12 protein-coding genes are annotated in these 18,797 nt (G+C 44.1%); 2 read left to right on the forward strand and 10 right to left on the reverse strand.

The genetic code is table 11. From position 1 onward, the window contains the following. Positions 1-225 precede the first annotated feature (225 nt). The 10 genes from BLQ13_RS04445 to BLQ13_RS04490 form a co-directional block, all read right to left on the reverse strand. The gene (locus BLQ13_RS04445) at positions 226-2,736 is read right to left on the reverse strand and encodes a WG repeat-containing protein (protein ID WP_090916385.1); all 2,511 of its coding nucleotides are present in this window, start codon (positions 2,734-2,736) and stop codon (positions 226-228) included. A gap of 97 nt (positions 2,737-2,833) precedes the next feature. Beyond that, positions 2,834-4,222 carry a hypothetical protein gene (locus tag BLQ13_RS04450; protein ID WP_090916387.1) on the reverse strand — a complete coding sequence of 463 codons (1,389 nt, stop codon included), beginning with the start codon at positions 4,220-4,222 and terminating at the stop codon, positions 2,834-2,836. A gap of 16 nt (positions 4,223-4,238) precedes the next feature. Then, positions 4,239-4,841: a sigma-70 family RNA polymerase sigma factor gene (locus tag BLQ13_RS04455; RefSeq protein ID WP_090916389.1), complete on the reverse strand. Its 603-nt coding sequence runs from the start codon at positions 4,839-4,841 to the stop codon at positions 4,239-4,241. Positions 4,842-5,060: 219 nt separating this feature from the next. Continuing rightward, positions 5,061-5,339, reverse strand: a complete 279-nt coding sequence (locus tag BLQ13_RS04460; protein ID WP_090916391.1) for a hypothetical protein — start codon at positions 5,337-5,339, stop codon at positions 5,061-5,063. Next, the gene (locus BLQ13_RS04465) at positions 5,326-7,230 is read right to left on the reverse strand and encodes an SWIM zinc finger family protein (protein WP_139168849.1); all 1,905 of its coding nucleotides are present in this window, start codon (positions 7,228-7,230) and stop codon (positions 5,326-5,328) included. Before BLQ13_RS04465 ends, BLQ13_RS04460 begins: the two co-directional genes overlap by 14 nt. Positions 7,231-7,234: 4 nt before the next feature. Continuing rightward, the gene (locus BLQ13_RS04470) at positions 7,235-10,795 is read right to left on the reverse strand and encodes a DUF4132 domain-containing protein (RefSeq protein ID WP_090916395.1); all 3,561 of its coding nucleotides are present in this window, start codon (positions 10,793-10,795) and stop codon (positions 7,235-7,237) included. A 25-nt stretch (positions 10,796-10,820) separates the two neighbouring features. Continuing rightward, on the reverse strand, positions 10,821-11,981 hold the full coding sequence (locus BLQ13_RS04475; protein ID WP_167375640.1) for a VWA domain-containing protein: 1,161 nt from the start codon (positions 11,979-11,981) through the stop codon (positions 10,821-10,823). Positions 11,982-12,007: 26 nt separating this feature from the next. Further along, positions 12,008-14,449 carry a DUF5682 family protein gene (locus BLQ13_RS04480; protein WP_208606749.1) on the reverse strand — a complete coding sequence of 814 codons (2,442 nt, stop codon included), beginning with the start codon at positions 14,447-14,449 and terminating at the stop codon, positions 12,008-12,010. Continuing rightward, positions 14,437-15,537, reverse strand: a complete 1,101-nt coding sequence (locus BLQ13_RS04485; protein WP_208606751.1) for an ATP-binding protein — start codon at positions 15,535-15,537, stop codon at positions 14,437-14,439. Before BLQ13_RS04485 ends, BLQ13_RS04480 begins: the two co-directional genes overlap by 13 nt. Positions 15,538-16,030: 493 nt before the next feature. Then, positions 16,031-17,008 (reverse strand): aldo/keto reductase, encoded by a 978-nt coding sequence (locus BLQ13_RS04490; protein ID WP_090916401.1) that lies wholly within the window; start codon positions 17,006-17,008, stop codon positions 16,031-16,033. 189 nt (positions 17,009-17,197) lie between these two features. Here BLQ13_RS04490 and BLQ13_RS04495 point away from each other — a divergent pair, with 189 nt between their 5' ends. Both BLQ13_RS04495 and BLQ13_RS04500 read left to right on the forward strand, forming a co-directional pair. Then, on the forward strand, positions 17,198-18,415 hold the full coding sequence (locus BLQ13_RS04495) for a cytochrome P450 family protein (RefSeq protein ID WP_090916403.1): 1,218 nt from the start codon (positions 17,198-17,200) through the stop codon (positions 18,413-18,415). After that, positions 18,412-18,777, forward strand: a complete 366-nt coding sequence (locus tag BLQ13_RS04500) for a ribosomal protein L7/L12 (RefSeq protein ID WP_167375638.1) — start codon at positions 18,412-18,414, stop codon at positions 18,775-18,777. Before BLQ13_RS04495 ends, BLQ13_RS04500 begins: the two co-directional genes overlap by 4 nt. Positions 18,778-18,797 lie beyond the last annotated feature (20 nt).

Consider the following 18,797-nt stretch of genomic DNA (forward strand, 5'->3'; position numbering starts at 1 on the left):
TTATATTATACAAGAAATATATACCATTTGGTTCATATTATTCATTTTTATCTCCCAAATATCTTTCTTTCCACTTTGTGAAATTATTAACTATTATATAGATGCGTTTAATATGTTTAGACTTCACCTTTTCGCGTAATCCCTCTCTTCTATTACTTCCAAAATAAAGAAAAAGCCATATTACACATATGGCCTGGAAGTATATTTACCCTGCTCTTATAATCATCAATGAAATGCTCTCCAGAATGATCCTTCTGTATTAATGATGCTCATGATCTGACTAAACGGAATCGTAAAGGTCGGGAATCCCGCAGCATATGGCGCGATATCATAAGGGTTGAAATACAGATGTAGTGCATCTCCTGTCACAAAAAAAGGCAGGTCCGCACTTATTCCAGTGTACGTATCTGGAAAAACATACGAATACTGCGGATCATTTTTGATCTGGTCCCCTACAATTTGGCTTAATACCTTCACATAATCACTGTCCGGCTTAAACAGATCCTTCAATTCATAGAGCTGACCGTCGGTTAGATTAATAATGGCATACACCATCGTTGGCATCCCATGTGCAGCTCCTGCTGGATAGTTATAACCCGTCAACTGGAGTTGGAGCAATTGCTTCTGATAGAAAGTTATATCAAAATCACCGGTATAAGTATAGTCCAGTTGTTGATCTGCAGGAATCGGTTTTACTTGGGAAAGTTCTTTCAGCTTAGCATTAAGCTTACCCTGCTCTATCTGATTGGCTAATCCGTCAACCTGCGGATAATAAACGAGATAATCCCGGTTGGGTTTATACTTCTCTTCACGCACCTGATAAGGCGGATGTAGCGGTACGATCGTATTCTGTTGCCAAATTATACGTCCAGCCCGGTCCACATAGGATAAACGTTGATCCACAAACACTTTAATCAGATCCGGCGCCACCACTTCCATCGATCCTGCCCCTGTTACACGAGGATATCCAGGAGCCGGTCTGCCGCTCAAATCCAGAAGATACGTCTGATTTCCGTCTGATGCAGATGCAAGGCCATGTTTGTAATTTTCCACATTACGATAGATAAACTCCGTTAGTATTCTTCCATTCAATTCAGCGATTGCATACAACGAGCCGATGTAAGGTTGTTCTGCATCAATGGCTTTCCCGAGTGCGTACCTGTTCTCCCCAAGCTCCCGAATATCGTTATAAGCCGGTTGAATCACAAATGATCCCCGCATATTAATGACACCATAGTTCGATTTGTAATCCTCTGCCGTATTAACAATAGCCTGCCCATCGTTAAAAGCAAATGCAGAAGTAAACTTAGGCTGAATACGAATGTTACCCTGTTCATCGATGTACCCATATTTTCCAGAGGATTCTTTTTGAAAAGCAAGCAAACCATCCCCTAACGGCCCTACATAGGCATATGGGTAAGTCGCTAATCGATTTCCGTTCCGATCAATAAGGGCATATTCCTGATCCTTAATCTGTACAACGGCTTTACCCTGCTGAAAATCATTTGCTGAAGCGAATTGCGCTCGGATTACCTCATTTCCTGAAACATCCAGGTATCCATACAAGCTAGATGATCCATTCGTCTGATTCGGATTTTCATTATAAAACATCGCTCTGCCTTCATGCATATCTGCGATAAACGGATAAGCTCGTTTGGTGAGCACGGTACCTTGCTCATTGATCATTTTAAACCCTTGAGAATCAATGGCCATGGCCCGCTCTTCGGAAAAAGAATTAATCGAATCATACACAGGCTGAACTACATACTGCCCTTGAAGATTGATGACACCAGCACGACCATTCTTTATGACGACTGCCAATCCGTTAGGCTGAAACGCCTGAGCGTCTTCTAGCACCGGCTCTAGACGGATATGTCCCTGTGCATCCATATAACCCCAGGGTGTCCCGCTTGTTGTTCGAACAGAGACGGGATATAACCACGCTGTCACTCTGGCATGTGTGCCTGCCGTTGCAGTCATCGCCTGCTTTATTTTATTCTCTAGTTCAAGCAAGTTCTCTCTTGAAGGATACGCTTCCGGAAAACGCAGCGCTTTCTGAACCGAAGTGAGTGCCGCGGGATAGGAGCCGGCATGAAACTGAGCATCCGCAAGATAATACCAATAGAATACATAATCGGGATACTGCTTCGTTAACTGCTCATAATATTTCACGACTTTAGGAAAATAGGCTCGGTATACATCTGTTGCTGGAACCCACTGATTCTGCTGCCACCGAATAATCTCCACTCGATAAGCTTCACCAGTGTCATGAATCCAGAGCGCTATTTCTACCTTTCCATCTCGCCCGTGCACGCCAGGTATATCCACAATCTCAGCGTAGCTGTAATACAAATCGTCTGGGGCAATGTCCATAAGACCGGATTCGGTCCACTCATATACAGCGAGTTTTGACCAAATGGCTCCAATCTGCCAGCCTACGATTAGATTATTTCTTGCCGTTGAAGTTACAGGCGCTGCTGTCAGTAACGTAACGCCATAACCTAATCCTTTTGTCAAAGCCATTTTAATCCAATGCCCTTGAACGAATTTTAATATAAGCAGATACAATTCACTATTCAACTGATACACTGTAGAAATCTCAGGCATTCCATCACCTGTAAGATCAGCCGCATACACTGCCGGATGTTGAATTGGCTTATCTATCGTAATGACCGTTGCCCCCGCCGGAATATGTTGATTTACAATTTGCAGTAATAGCGGTTCACTCATCGACATCTCCGCTTCCTCCCTTATGACCGCATTCGCCTAATGGTATGCAACATAACTCGGGATATGACATGAAAATGTATTGTGACACCTCTACTTCATCCTATTACTCTTCTAAATTCACCTTCTGTCCATTGATTACAAGATTGCTTACATCTTCTACGCGAATGGTTTTAGAAGATATCCATTTGACCAGATCATTGTGCAATTGAATAAAACCGGTTAAAGCAGACATTTTTGTGCCGTCCTTCAGCTGCAATTCGATTTTCAAGTCCTCCATACGAATCATGCCTAAGGCCTCGCCTGTTAACGTAATACCGATTGGTGAAAGAGTTGCTTCCACTTGTGTGCCTGAATTCTTACCCAGGTTTACATGTCCACGTTTACTTTTGTTAAGCTGGTTCAGGTTAAAGCTCGTTTCCCACTTACCTTGAATAACTTCACCGATATTTGTAAAACTGCCCTGTAGCTTAAGCTTATTTAGTGCTTTGACTGATGAAATATCATATATATACTCGATATAATCTCCACCATAACCTACGCCATCTTTCATATAATAACCGTAGCTGATGGAGTTTTCAGGAATATCGAGCCTATGACCTTGTTCATCTATGAAATAGAAAAATCCATGATTATATCCACCCACCTCATTATCCGGATTAATCTGCACATGCAGCTTTCCATTAACGAAGCCGATATTAGATATATACATCCAGTTCACACCCTGAACGGCAATGTTCGTTTGATCCTTTCGCAGTACTTGGAACGAATCTGTATCCATTTCATTTGCAATTTCACCACCAAGTCCGCTGATTTGATCTGAATTCAACATTTCGTAACTGTTTTTCTCTTTTTGTTGTAACAATGATTTCCAGTCCACAGGGACGGAATAGCCATCCTTCCTAGCCGCTCCCGACATCAAAGTATTTATGCGGACAGTCATCCGATTGGTACTAACTTTACCCTGGGTTACAAATCGAACAATTGCTGTTTTGGCGGCTCTATCATAATAAATAATTTGAGCATTACTTGCTTTTCCTCCAGTTAATCTGTAATCATACACATCGAGATTCCCGTCAATACGGTTACTTATCAGATCGGATACAGAAACATAAACTTCGGTTGTATCCCCATCTCTAACTGCCCCGATAACCTCCACATGTATTCCTTGATCTTCACTCTCCTGATGAACTGGCTGGAGAATAGCAATTCGATCTACTCCCAAAAAATGAAGAACAGAGGTCAGGTCAAGGATCCCGATCGCGGCAGCTGCACCAGTAAATATACATAGAAATAACGCTACGGTCACAGGAATATAAATGAATTTACGATATCTTCTCCGATTGATTATGCTTTTTTGTGTTTGTTTAAGTCTGCTAAATGATGATTCAGATAGAACATTCAGCTCTAATTCAGCCTTCGTTATTTTGTCATAAAACCGTCTCTTAATATTGGATAGGTGTTGCTCGTTGAATTGATTTTTGGATTTCCCCATAGGATCACCTCCTTGTTTACTTCCTATCGTTCCACCATGTTTTCAAACGTTGTCTGGAACGATACAGTTTGTTATGGACTTGTCTGACATGCAACGACAGATCTTCTGAAATTTCATGTGGCTTTTGACCATTATAAAAACGACGTTTCATGATCTCGCGTTCAGGTTCCGGGAAAGAATGAATCATTTGATCAAGCTCTATATCATTCTCTTTGCGAATAAGCTGTAGTAAAACATCTTCCGTTTCTATTGAATGAATGTGCTCTTCATATGTAATCTCGGATCTTCGATTTATTTTCCGGTAACGATCAATCGCTTTGTGTTTTACAATTGTGGCAAGATAATTTTTCAGACTGCTTCGCTCTGTTTGGAATGCCTCTGGTTGTTGCCAGAATGTGAAAAAGGTATCTGCTACACATTCTTCAATCTCTTCATTGGAAACATGTTGAAGAATAGAATGTGCAATCGTCCACAACAATCCTGCGTATTGATTCATCACCCATTCCATAGCCTCAGGATTACGATTCACTATGGCCTTCCTGATCTGTTCTTCCTTCACAATTACATCTGCCTCCTTTCCATGTTCATCCCCTGTGACTGCTCGTTCCTTCGTAAACATGAGCTTCCTACATATATTCGTTCATCAAATCACTTTTACTCACATTCAACAACAAAAAATCGCAGGGGCTCAGCCACCTGCAATTTTTTTTAGATTATTTCTATCGAATTAGGACTAAAACCAGCCCAAGAATTACTTCATAACATACCTTAGTACAGACTTAACACTGTTCATCGTTCTCTAAATCAGCCATAACGTTAAACAAGTTAACTAGAGAGATCAAGTTTGTGATTGTACACTAAGCTGAACATATTGACTCAGACGACAAAATTGATCCAAGAGCCGTTCATCTTGTGCTTCGCCTAGTGCCACTTTGCGCCCTGCCTCTAGAACACCAATGATCAATTCATGCAGGAAGTGCATCTGCAATCGCTGCGCGTTGGCATCCAGTTGCTCAAGCAGTTGCGTATCTCGAATCGAAAATTGAGATAACCCCCGAAGAAGTAGTTCTTCAGACCAATCGGATAACTGCTGTATCAATCCACTATCTTCTTCCAAAACGTCCCATCCTTCCACTACTGGAATCCAGCTTCAAGCTTAGCAACGTCTGGCCCTTTAGAAAACTGATTGGACTAATACGTTTCGTTTCTATTCGAACAAATGCATAAAAATGTTCAAGTTTTTGAGAACCAAATCCTGATTCGAGTCTGTTAATCATAGATTGCCAATCCGATGAGTATGGAAGTGTGAGAGGCAAGCGCGCCCCCTCAGTATTCTCGACCATAAGGATCAGATCCTGCGTTTGTTTGTTAAAGCTATGCTCTGTAATACGGGCAACCTCAATTAGTGCCAACCGTTCTTTTGGTTCAGTGAATAGATCAATAGAATCGGGCTCCCGTTCAAGTGCTGCAGGTATGTCTAGCAGGTACTCTCCAAAATGAACCTCAGTCACTCCGGTTCGTGGTAAAATAGTCAGTTTCGCTCCATCACCTGAAGAAATTCGTCGTTCTTCATTCACTTTAACCGACTGGAACTGAACTTCTTCTCCCGTAAATTGACTAAATGTCAAACTTGGCAACCAAGGGGTAAACGCTGCATAATGCTCGGCAAACGAGAATTGTTGATCCTCATAGTACACCGCACGTACATCACTGTACGTATAGATCTGCCCATCATCAAAGCAATAGAAATAATACGTAATGCCGCGAAATCCTGACCGTGTCTCCCAAGAGTCTGCTCCTAGCCCATAGAGATGCAGTGAAGGTACGGTAAAGTACTTACTTCGGAAACTGCCAACCAGCTGACTTTGTTGCCTAACAGGGATTTCGCCTTGTTCAAGCACTTCTAGCGCGAGATACAGCTTACTTATACGATCCAGCATCGTCTGCATGGAGAAACGTACATGACGCTTGAAAAAAAGCTGGAGTTCTCCCTGAATGCCGCGTAAACTACGTTCAATCTCTGGAAGGTTACCACTATGTGCAGCAATGGCCAGCGTCTCCAGCTGCGCATTATATGACTGAGGTAGTCTGGCAAGCCCTGTCCTAAGCATGCCTGCCAACATATCGCGGCACTCATGAATCGTTTGAAGCGAGAACTTCGGCTCGTATGCGCGGACACTCAAAGCGTCCGTATCATCCACCCCATGATACATACGGTATCTCAGTAAAGCTTCAAGCTTGGCCATTTTTCCCGCGGTCTGCTTTAACTTGCATAAAGCTTTGGTTAGCTGAGGTTCTTCTGTGAAGGAAACCTCGATCTTCTGACTTTTTAAAAGTACAGTAAGCAGTGTGTCTTCCATGATTTGAATGTCTTCGGGATAACGCAAACGAAAAACGACCTCTTCAACCATCGTCGAAGTATATGATTTCAGGATGGGAGTAAGATCGGCTTCGAGCATCCAGCGAAAACGGACATGTCCCTTCGGCGCATGAGACTGCAAACCGTAATCCAGCCTTTCTGACTCGTTAATCTGATGAAACTTATCCTGCGTCTGAAGCTCGTATTCTTTAATCGTGTCAGGATCTGCAAAATCAGCAGAAGATGGTTTTAGATCCAAGGCTGACGGAGAAGATGTAGGAATGTCTGCTGAAGGCTTGGCAACTTGCGCAACTTCCACAATATCCTCGCCCATATCACTGTTTTCAGTTATCTGCTGACGCTGATCATATAGAATCGCAATCAATACATGCTTGCAGATATTCTCCGAGGGACAGGAGCACTGCCATTCATCCAGCGTAGCATAGAGGGTACACTCGATACCCTCACTTAGCTGACAGCTCACTGAAGCTGTATTCCAGGTGTACTGTACTTGTACACCTTGATCCAGCTCTTTAAGCGCCCTTTTATATAGCCCTTTGTTCGCATAACGAATGAGATAATCCTCTGTGCACAATTTTGAAAAGTGCCTGAATTTCTGCTTGAATTCACTGAAATCGTTCATAACCACCAAATCAACGCCCCGTTGCTCTCAAAATATCATAGAGAGTCTCACTGAATACTCGGCCTGAAATTTGGCCCAAAGGAATGGATTTGTTATCTGCATAATAATAGTGCTGTCTCTTGCCATTTGGTTTGAAGAAATGTAACGATTCCAGCGTCACGTCGTCCATCCCTTCATAATACGTGATACTTGTACCGCTGAACCGAAGTTCAGCAACAATCTCTCCGTACTCTTTGTAAAACTCGTTGAACCAGCCGCCATCTTGCGCAGGGCCTTTAATCCATCCGTATTTCTCCAATGCTTTCGGGAGAGCTGTTGGTGAAAATTCCTCTTCTGGGAGACCATCATATTCAGTCTTGGCCCGATCTTCATCCTCAATTAAATGGATTTGACGTTTCAATTGTTCGAACGGCTGCTTGACCTCATAATCCTCAAGCTGAGTAGTCCAGCCTTCTAGCGTATCCTGGTCCAGTTCTAGCGGATGTACAAGACCCACCTGAGCTCCTGATGGCAGATCCGTTTCATCCTCGTCCACCGTATTAAATGTACCGTCCTCCATATAACGGAATGTACGGATTAACTCACCCTGCTCATAAATGCCCCAGATTAATCCAACGGCAAATTTCTGCATGATGACATTGTCTACAAATAGGGAAGTCCATTCCTCAGCTGTCCATAAACGCTGTTTGGATAAAGACTCTTCCAAGCGTGCAGTCTGGATCGTAACCATCGTTTTCAGATCCTTCTTCAACTGGGTAAAACGTGCCTTGGATTCTGCCGCGAGCTCAGGATCATCCTTTTGTGCCGGAGCAGGCAAACTTTTAACGGCTTTACCTGTTTCTTCGTTTACGACCACAACCTGTAGATCGGCATTAACTTTGACCTGGAAGGACCGTTCACCGTAACTAAGTTGTAACGTGCCTTTTTCATCAAAACCAAGGGAAGTGACTAGACGGTCTTCAAGTTGCTCTGCAGTTAATCCCATATTTTCTGCTGCAAGCTGCAAAGCCTCTTCGGCTGCGCCTTTTACCTGACGGTTCTTGACACTGCGTTTAACCTTGTCAATTGCCATCAGTGCGGCAGGTTCTTTTAGAAATGCGAGTACTTTCACTGCCTCGGCTGCTATAGCCCCGCGGCTATTCTCTGTCCATTCCTTAATCTGTGGGGTCAATATATGAACAATCTGAAGATCACCGAACAGTGCGGAAACATACATGATCCACTTTTCTTTCGCAGGTGCACCATCCTGAATCCATAGCTGTAACAGTTCCTTTGAAAAACGAATAAGTGAAGCTTCGCTTACATATTCACGTAGTTCATTTAACCGCTCATTCGGTCCAGACCCATGATCAATCGATTGCAGTAATACATATTGTTTGATCCGATCATCTAATGGCAAACCATCTGTGGATCGAATCAAGGCAGGCAGTTCCTTTAGAGGTAACCAGCTGATCCGAGACATCTTTTTCGCATCGGCCAGGTCAGCTAACGCTGCATGTGAATATTCAGGGCTTAGGTCAGCCGTATCAAGTAGAATTTGAATCAGGTTTTTCCATTCGGTGGCTTTCTCATTTTGTAAGAGTTCAGTGTATAATTCCTTACTATTATCCAGACTACGGATCGCTGTTAGCGCCATTTCTTTAATCGAAGTCTTTTTCTCCGCACGGTAAATCATCATATACAGTTCTTGATCCGGAACCCGGTTGAACTCAGCCAAAGCAATACTGCTCGCCCGTTTAGAAGCATCCTGTAAACCTACCTGAATAGCTGCTACCAATTGTTGCTTAGGCAGGGTATCTCGCTGCTCAAATGCAACCTCAAGCGTTAAAAGACGTGTATCCGTTGGCAGTTTTTTATACTGTTTCAATGCATACTCCAGATTTTGCTGTAAAATACGCCGATACTCATCCTGCGGCATCGATTGATACGTATAATCTGTCATACCATTCAGCGAAATCAGACTAGTCAGCAGTTGTTCTCGTTTCACCTGAGGGTCGTCACCATACGTATTTAAAATCTGCTCACCACTAAAAGCATAAGAATGATACATGTCCGAGACAATGTCCAGCGTCCATTCCGGATGAGTTAGCAATATCGCAAAGCGGTGCATTGGCTCCGAATCAATGGGCAGGAAGCTGATACTAATGAGATTGTTAATCCGCTTCCGATCCCGGTTGACATGATTAAACAATCCACGGCTGTCCTTGTCTTCCCAATACTCTTCAAGCGTGTACTCACCACTTAAATATCTCGCAATGGCAAGACCTTGTCTCCCACCTTCGAGCGGTTGACGCAACACGCGGAATACAGCATCTTCAATTGTGTTTTCCGGTTGAATTCCATTGATAGCTTGATCCAACATCATTTTATGAAGACACAACTTCAGGAATGGTGCTCTGACAATCTCATATGCTCGTTTGGCTTGCTCAGGTTGATTGGCAATTGCCGCTTTGATTATAATCCAAGACACGCGGTACGAATTCAATTCGAGTTGCATCAATTCAATCAATTGATAGGGCTCGTTCAGAGGGATCAGCCCGGACAGCAGATCATCTTCACTTCTTGAACGAGGGTTCATGCTAAGTAAATACTTACGAACCTCCATCGGATACAGTTCATGCAGGTGATGAATGACTTCGAGTAGTACCTTGCCAACGTCACTAACGTTATCCAGAAAGCGTTGCTTTCCTCCATTGATATTCGTCAGATACAAGACTGCACTGCTCAATAAAACCATCGTCTGATGGAATTCCGCATGTGAAACATGATGTTTCGCGGAGTAAGTGATTTCGGGATAATGCTTGGCAATCAATTCGTTACGTTTCTGTTTCAGGAATTCCTCTTCTAGCAACTGTGACGAACCGTTTTGTTTGCCTTGAACGTTGCCTGCAACCAAAGGTTCAATCAAGCGGTAGAGCTCTTGATGAAGCTTTGCCGCATCCTTCGCCATAACATGCTGGAACAACTCGGGCAGGACGGAACTCATATCCTCGATCTCTTGTTTATTCGCAAATTCCACATCCGGTTGCACACACAAATGAACAAGCATCATGGCATCAATCACATCTCTGAAATTACCCTGACTATCTGCTTTTTTGGAATCGAATAGCCATTGTGCTCGCTTCACGCGCCTCTTAAGCTCAGAGAGAATTTCTTCTTCACCCGCATATTGCTTCATTTTCTTCAAACGAGATAACAAGGTTCCCATCCGATCAGAAATCTTGCTTTTCCCATTTAATCCGTAAGCCTCCGAATCATCACCGAGACAAGCTGTGAATGCGTTAACCCCCCAAGGGCTTCTACGGAAATAATTCGATTCCAAATGCATGGCAATAGCTCCGGCACGAAAAAAGATATCTCCATCATCTTTTTTGCCAAGCTTGGACAGAGCTTCTACCGTTCGATAGACATAATGACTCGTTTTACCCATCATCTCAGGGAACTTTTCGGTTGCACCCATGACGTAATCGATAATTTCGGAGCTACGATCTGTTTTGAGCGAGTAGTCATCTGAACAAATGGAAGCGAACTTTTCAACCAAACTCTCTACTACACGGTCTGCGGTCAGCATGATTTTATTCCTCCTAAAAGTATGTTTAAGTGATAATTTCTCCGATCCATTCGGCAAGTTCGTTAGGTGTAATCGCTGCTACATGTGCCCCCATATTGGCTAAAGTCTGTGCAGCATGTTTGTTGTACACCGAATCTCCGTTGAAATCGAGAGCGGTAAGCACAAGCAACTTGCATCCCGCATCGATAATATCCTTACAGGCTTGATACATTTGATTAATCGGGTAACCTTCCTCCAGATCACTTACCAAAATGTAGATCGTTTTTCCAGGATTCTCAATCAGCGTCTCCCCATAACGTAGCGCTTTGGCGATATGGGTTCCTCCACCGAGTTGCACATTCATCAATACATCTACGGGGTCCTCAAGTCGGTCGCTCAGGTCCACTACTTTGGTATCAAAGATGAACAGCTTTGTGCGTAATGCGTTCAAGCGATAGAAAATACTCGCCATGACCGAACTGTAAATCACCGAATCCATCATACTACCGCTTTCATCTACACCGATAATGATGTTCCACTTATTGTGTTGCTCTAAATTTCCGTCAAAATAAAGTCGATCGATCACAAACCTTCGTTTGTGTTTATCATAATTTTTAAGATTACGAGTAATCGTTCGTTTAAAGTTCAGGTTGCGCAGGGATCGCACCGAACTGGATGCGTACCGACTGCGTTTCCCCATTATACTGGCCCGAGTATGAGACTCCAGCTTCCTGCGCAGATCCTCAACCACTGTGCGTACAATATCTTTTGCACTCCGCAGTACATCACCTTTCATTCGCCCTTTGAACTGCATGATGTTTTTGAGCAGGTTCATATTCGGTTCAAGGGACTCCAGCAGTTTTTTATCGGTTAAGAGCTCCGTCAGTCCATAACGATCAAGTGCCTGCTTCTCCAAAATTTCAACCGTTGATTTGGGAAAAAGATCTCTGACCTTGTGTAACCAATTGGGTACAGTAAGCTCGGATGAACCACGTCCACCCTCTTTTCGGTAACCTTGTTCTTCACCGTATTCACGGTTATAGAGGTACCCCAGAATCTCGTCCAATTCAACATACTGAAATTCACCCGTTTTATATTGATCCGATTCACAAAGACCTTCCTCTGCAGATTCCCCCAAAATCAGGCGCCAACGGTTCAAAGTTTCAACAGCACTTCGTTCTTCCGAGGAAGACAACTCTGGCAACATTTCGTCCTGGCCGCGACGGGCATCATTCATATTAACTTCCATGCAGCAAACTCCTTTCGAAGCGCTTCGTCCTGTGTTCTGTAACGAATAAGCAGTTGCTCGTCCAGCACAGGCATCAACATTTCATCCGACCTCACTTGGTGCAGATTGGCCACGCGCTCGGCAATCAGATTTGTTTCCATTGGCGTAAAATAAGTGAAAGCCAGACGTAGTTCTGGAATCATAGCAATAAAATCATCATAGGATAACTGCTCAATTAACCCGTTTAGCTCTTGTAACAGCTGGTCCTCATATAGAAATGCATCTCGAGCTACGGTAAACACACCTTGTAAAAATAAAGCCGTTTGACGCGTCTGTTCCGGCGTTCCGCGGATATAGCCCCGGGCACGCTCCACGATCTCTTCTCTAGATCGATCACCAAGTCCCGAAGCAATAGCGATACAGACCCCTTCGAGCTGAGCAGGAAGCTTCGAATCCGATAAAAGCTCGTGCAAATGGTTTCGAAAAGCCGTATCCTGGAATTGCTCTTCGGCAGACTCGGCCAGCATTGCAAGTAGCTTTATTCCCTGAATAATACCTTCATGCTCGTCCGCATTCGTTCGCGAAAGCTGTTGCAGCTTGTCCACCGCGTTACGGTAAGCTTCAGATACTAACTCAGAAAGATGAGGGTCATCCGATAATCCTAGTAGCCGTCGATGCTGATGAATCCGATTCAAAATCGTTAAGCTGTTACATAGTGACAGAAAATGTCCATCTCTCCGCAGAGCATCACGAACCTTGGTGTACAGCTGCATTGCTGTCTCCTGAAGTCCCATTAATAGTGCCTGAAGCATTTTTTGAGCAAGTTCACCGCTGTGATGATCAGGAATATCTCGCATCTGCTCTTCCATCTTTCGAGTAGCTGCTGTGGCAAGTGTTCCGCCATATAAAGAATTTTCAATAAGCCTGGCTTCAATTCGTGAGGAATACATGTATTCCCACGTTTCACGAACCAGATTCATATCACGTTGCGCGATCCAATCCGGTCCCGCCTGTCGCTTCGCGAACTCGGGAACAAGATAAGAGATGCATTGAAACAACTGGCTAATCAAACGATGTTCCGGCTTGGCATACAGATCAAGTACCTTTTTATGCTGACCCGTTGTTCGAATCTGAAGTTTGAATTCTGTGCATCGCGCTTTAAAATCCTCAACGATAGGAATATGAAAAGCATTAGGTGCAACGCTCCCTATGGCGTCTCCGGTCAACAGAAGTTGTAGTTCCTGAAGCGGCTTGTCGGTGGCAAGTGTAAGCTCTCCTTTGACAAATGAAGAGAGGGCCGCGTCCATCAGCTCGTACACTCCGCCTTCCTGCTTGCCTCGAAGCTCCGCCAGACCTTGAATCATACTATATGCCTCAATGGCATCACTCGTGGAAACATGTTCTTCCCGTTCTCGCAGCTTGCGCATCAATCTGGATAACACGTTCAGTGTAGTTACACGGTAAGGAGAACGTGAAGTATGGAGCAGTTGATCCCAGATTTGATCGTAAAAATACACATAAGGCATACCGCTGGCATAGCCATTCAATCGATCAGCTTCGGCAAATGTATACACCATCGGATACACCTGTTCTTGAACATTTCCTGAATCAGATATATCGTGCCGAGTCGAATTGCCCTTGGTTTCCTTTTCCTGAACAGTAGAATTCACTAACCCAAAAGTATGAAAACCTCCCGTAATTACAAGCACACGCTGATACTGCTCTTCAGCTTCCTTGATTCGTTTTGCCATATGGGCTTCTCTCACCAGGTCACCACTCGTCATCAGCCGCTCCGGAGTGTAGCACATTCGGGATAATGTACAATACGTGAAAACATCCTGCACAAAGGCAGAGGTGGGTTTCTGTAGCCCCCCGATCTCAAACACCTTTTCCCATAGTTCATCAAAACTACGGCAGTTTGTTTTCTCACATAAACGGTTAATAAATTCTGAACTGGCAAGCAGTGTTTCGTCCTGAACGGAGATTTCTTTCTGTTCTGTTTGCGAAGGACTCTCCGTGTTTCTGGATACATGCCGATAATCCAAATCTATAAATTGTGCCGGAATGCCAAGCCGGTGGGCTTGCTTCAACGCAACATATTCGGGTGAATACCGGAGCATCGGATAATAACAGGCTTCTCTTCCATATTCATCTTCATAGGTATAATAGAGACTGACCGGAGGCAAGGTCGCTTCATCCGTTAGTACAGGTATAAGGGGATTACCGCTTTCTGGCCCTTCAATCAAAATGATATCGGGTTTGTAATCCCCGATGACATGCAACAGATGATGGGAACAAGCTGGACTATGATGCCGTATTGGAAAATAAACCGTTCGATTATTTAAGTTATATACACTCGTATCGAATAAGGATTGAAGCTGATTGAAATCCGTAACATCCGATAAACCAACAACGTCGGCGGGCTCTACTTGGTCTAACCGATCCATTTTCTTTCCTCATAATAATTTTTCCAAATCTCCTCTTCGGCAGAGCGAGCTTTGACAATTTTGGAAAAATAGTTTTTGAGAATGCCTAGGTCCTTGTCGCTTTCCTTTGCAATGGTTCCCAGCATGTTTTGTACCAACCGATCCAGCGCAATAGATTTCCCCTCATAATAGTACGATGTCATTGCGCTCTGCACATATACCGACACGGCTTCTGCAGTACTCATGGACGCTTGAGGTGTATCGAGCTTGTATCCTTCACGTGACATGCCTGTTCGCAGCTCCATAAATGTAGTTGCCAGCAACTCCACCACGTCGGTTTGAATTTCGGTATCAATTCCACTATGTAATAACAGGTTTCTCGCCTGAGATTCAATGATTTTGGCTTCCATCTTCACATTCTGGATCGGTCTGATCGTTTCAAAATTAAAACGTCGCTTGAGTGCGCCGCTCATCTCATTTACACCTTTATCCCGAATGTTCGCCGTAGCAATGACGTTGAATCCCGGTTTGGCAAAAAGCACACCCCCGTCAAGTTCTGGAATGCTCATGACTTTATCGCTCAAAATACTAATTAAACTGTCCTGTGCTTCAGCCGGACAACGTGTAATTTCCTCAAAGCGCGTTAAAATTCCTTTTTTCATGCCGTTATATAACGGGGAAGGCACGAGAGCTGCTTCAGAAGGCCCTTTGTCCAAAAGCATCGCATAATTCCAGGAATACTTGATCATATCCTCCGTTGTTCCAGCCGTACCTTGTATGGTATTCAGACTGGTCCCCGAGATCGCTGCCGTAAGCAACTCACTGAGCATTGTTTTTGCTGTACCGGGCTCACCGACAAGCATCAACCCGCGATTTCCTGCAAGGGTAACAACTGCACGTTCAATCAACACATCATTCCCGTAAAATTTACGTGTAATGGTGATCTTCTCTCCATCCAGCATCGCTGGCTTATCTCGACCAATAATAAAATCCCGCACATTAGCTGGAGATAATAACCAGTTGGGCGGACGATGACCCTGATCCTCCTGTTGTAACGCCCTTAACTCAGCCTCGTATAATGTCTCCGCAGGCGGTTTAAGCATCTCTATCATCAAGATGTCTCCTCTCAAATAAACAGATCGTATGTTCCTATTCACATCATTTTATCACAGCCGTAAGTTATTAAGTCTGAAAACGGGCAAAAATGGTTGAAACGTCCTTCTTACCTGCACTTTTGACTAAGTCCAAGGACTTACATCACCGCACAAATGTGAATCCTCTCTCCCGGTCTACCTCTAGAATAGAGCAATTTCTCATTCTATCCTTTGGAATATCGCTTAGGCATATAGTTCTACCTATCAATACTAACGGCCGGACTTCAGAGATAGGGCACTACAATCTTATAAACAATCCAACATCTCTTCTAATCACTGCATAAAAAGAAAAGAATACAAAACACAGAACTGTACTTCCTGTGTTTCATCCACCCGCATAATTGGCGGCATATTTTCGCTCACTTCACGCACTCAACTGGCTACAGCCATAAACAAAAAGCCGCTAGATTAGCGACTATATGCAAACATATATCCTGTTCTGTAGACACTACATTCTCCGTCCGCACGAAGACGAGTACAGCTCGTACCATTCATACCGTGTGAGTTCAACCTGAGCCGCATCACGACAAGCGAGAATCCGCTCTGGGCGAATCGAACCAATCACCGGCTGAATTCCGGCTGGATGTTTCATTAACCAAGCCAGTACAATGGCTTCACTCGTGACACCACGCTCTTTAGCAATACGAGCCACCAGTTCTGCCGTTGCTTCAATCTCGGGTCGTTGTCCTTCAATCGCCCTGCCTGTAAATCTTCCCTGTGCGAGAGGACCCCAAGCTTGCAACTGAATGCGCTCTGCCTGGCAGTACTCCATCGTACCGTATGGGAAAACATTTTCTTTCGCCTGCGCACGGTTCACGGTTACGCCAGCCTCTACAAAACCGATTTTATCAAGGCTCATCTCCAGTTGATTCACGATGAATGGCATACGACTGTGCATCTGAAGCAAACGGATCTGTTCAGAACCCATATTAGACACGCCGAAGTTTCTTACTTTTCCAGCCTGATGAAGTTTAGACAGCGCTTCTCCGATCTCCTGCGGATGGGCAAGTGGGTCGGGACGATGCAGCAGCAAAATATCCAGATACTCCGTGCCGAGCCGGGATAAAATCCCGTCAACACTCTTTATAATATGTGCCCCTGATGTGTCATAACGCTGTGGCCCCTCATCATCCCCTACCAGCCGAATTCCGCATTTAGATTGAATAATGATCTGTTCCCGAAGTCCGTTCCTTTCAGATAAGATCCGCCCAAATACATGCTCCGCTTTCCCACGTGTATAGATGTCCGCCAGGTCAAAATGATTAATGCCAATCTCCAGTGCAGCTTCTACCGCTTGGTGGCCTTCAACCACCAAATCTTCAGTAATGGGTGCTCCATCCCAATCTCCTCCAAAGCGCATACACCCCAGAACAATAGGACTCGCGGGAATTTGATGATCATGTAAAGGCAACTGTCTATATGACATTTCCGTACTCCCTCTCATTTTTTTATTTTTGAAAACGTATTCTTGACTTCCTATCTTGTCTTCTTGAGTCCAACACGATATTCCTGCATCGCTCGCATTTTTATCATGGCAAAACAAGGTTTCGAACCTTTACATATGGAATAATTACAAAGTGACATATCTTATTGCTAAGGAGAGGAGATTACACATTTGAATCCAAATGAATCTAATGAGACGAATGAGAGCAACGAGACCTCTAGCCCAGATTTTTTCACAGCATCATTTACTCAAAATCCTTATCCGGTATATGAAAAATTAAGAAAAGATGACCCCATCTTTAAAGTCATGTTTCCGAGTGGAGAGTTTGGCTGGATCATTTCTCGATATGAGGATGCTGTTCAGATTTTGAAAGATTCCCGTTTCAGCAAAGACATCGTTAAGCGCTATGGGGCGGACGGACAGAGTATTTTCTCTAGTAACATGTTGTTCTCCGATCCACCTGATCATCGTCGTTTGCGAGGTTTGGTACAGAAGGCTTTCACGCCAAAACTTGTCGCAGATATGAGAAGCCATATTCAGAGCATTGCGGATGTTCTGCTCGACGAGCTACCTTCCCAAGAAACAATGAATCTTATAGATGACTTTGCTTTTCCGCTACCTATTATTGTCATCAGTGAAATTCTAGGCGTGCCGGCAGAGGATCGGGATAAATTCCGCATGTGGTCCAACACTGTTATTGAGGCTTCCACCGGCCAGAATGCAGAACTGTTCCAACAACATGAACGAGAGTTCACCGAATATTTGACCGCTTGGTTCGCCAAAGTACGTCAAGAGCCTGGTCAAGATCTGATCAGCCAGCTTGTTATTGCTGAAGAATCCGGGGAACAGTTGACCGAAAAAGAATTGCTCGGTGTGGTCTCGCTGCTTATCATTGCTGGACATGAAACCACAGTAAATCTTATTGGAAACGGTATTTTGGCTTTACTTGAGCATCCGGAACAAAGAGATTTGTTAATTCAGAAACCTGAACTGATCCATCAAGCCATCGAAGAGATGCTGAGATATAACGGACCGGTTGAGTTCAGCACTTCACGCTGGGCTTCAGAAGATATAGAGTTCCGTGGGCAGCAGATTGCCAAAGGTGAACTTGTAATTGTCGCGCTCGATTCAGCTAATCGTGATGAAGAGCAATTCAAAGACCCGGATGTGTTCGATATCACACGTGAGAAAAGTGCGCACCTCGCTTTTGGCAAAGGTATTCATCTCTGTCTCGGTGCACCGCTGGCCCGACTTGAAGGCGAAATTGCCGTAAGTACGCTGATCAATCGCTTTCCTAACATGAAGTTGCAGATCGATGTCGATACACTGGAATGGAGACCGGGCATGATCGTTCGCGGCGTCAAGGAAATACCGGTGCTCCTGAAATGAGCAATTTCTTGTTCGTGGTGTTCCTGTTGATTATTCCGATTCTGTGGTCCAAACTCAGCAATCTTCAACGTCAAGTGCATGAACTGAAATCAGAGGTAGAGCGACTTCAAAGCGGTTCGTCTGTCGATGCAAATCGTTTTGCTATCAACGCTTCTTCTGTCCAAAATGCTTCATCATTTTCTTCATCTACAAGCACAGACTCTTTTCCTCAGAGCGGATTCGACATGAATACGGAGTTGGATCAGGAATTGCTTGCAATGGTACGGGGTGGAAACAAAATTCAAGCCATTAAAAAACTTCGTGAAGCCCGCAGCCTTTCTTTAAAAGAAGCGAAAGATTATGTTGAAGCATTAGATCGATAGTATCGCCCTCAAAATGGAAG

Source organism: Paenibacillus polysaccharolyticus (assembly GCF_900102085.1).
Lineage (GTDB): Bacteria > Bacillota > Bacilli > Paenibacillales > Paenibacillaceae > Paenibacillus > Paenibacillus polysaccharolyticus.

Excerpts from the sequence above, each read along its gene's own strand:
- BLQ13_RS04450 (WP_090916387.1), bottom strand. The coding sequence starts at position 4,222 with ATGGGGAAATCCAAAAATCAATTCAACGAGCAACACCTATCCAATATT.
- BLQ13_RS04445 (WP_090916385.1), bottom strand. The coding sequence starts at position 2,736 with ATGTCGATGAGTGAACCGCTATTACTGCAAATTGTAAATCAACATATT.
- BLQ13_RS04475 (WP_167375640.1), bottom strand. The coding sequence starts at position 11,981 with ATGTTGCCAGAGTTGTCTTCCTCGGAAGAACGAAGTGCTGTTGAAACT.
- BLQ13_RS04470 (WP_090916395.1), bottom strand. The coding sequence starts at position 10,795 with ATGCTGACCGCAGACCGTGTAGTAGAGAGTTTGGTTGAAAAGTTCGCT.
- BLQ13_RS04490 (WP_090916401.1), bottom strand. The coding sequence starts at position 17,008 with ATGTCATATAGACAGTTGCCTTTACATGATCATCAAATTCCCGCGAGT.
- BLQ13_RS04500 (WP_167375638.1), top strand. The coding sequence starts at position 18,412 with ATGAGCAATTTCTTGTTCGTGGTGTTCCTGTTGATTATTCCGATTCTG.
- BLQ13_RS04480 (WP_208606749.1), bottom strand. The coding sequence starts at position 14,449 with ATGGATCGGTTAGACCAAGTAGAGCCCGCCGACGTTGTTGGTTTATCG.
- BLQ13_RS04455 (WP_090916389.1), bottom strand. The coding sequence starts at position 4,841 with ATGTTTACGAAGGAACGAGCAGTCACAGGGGATGAACATGGAAAGGAG.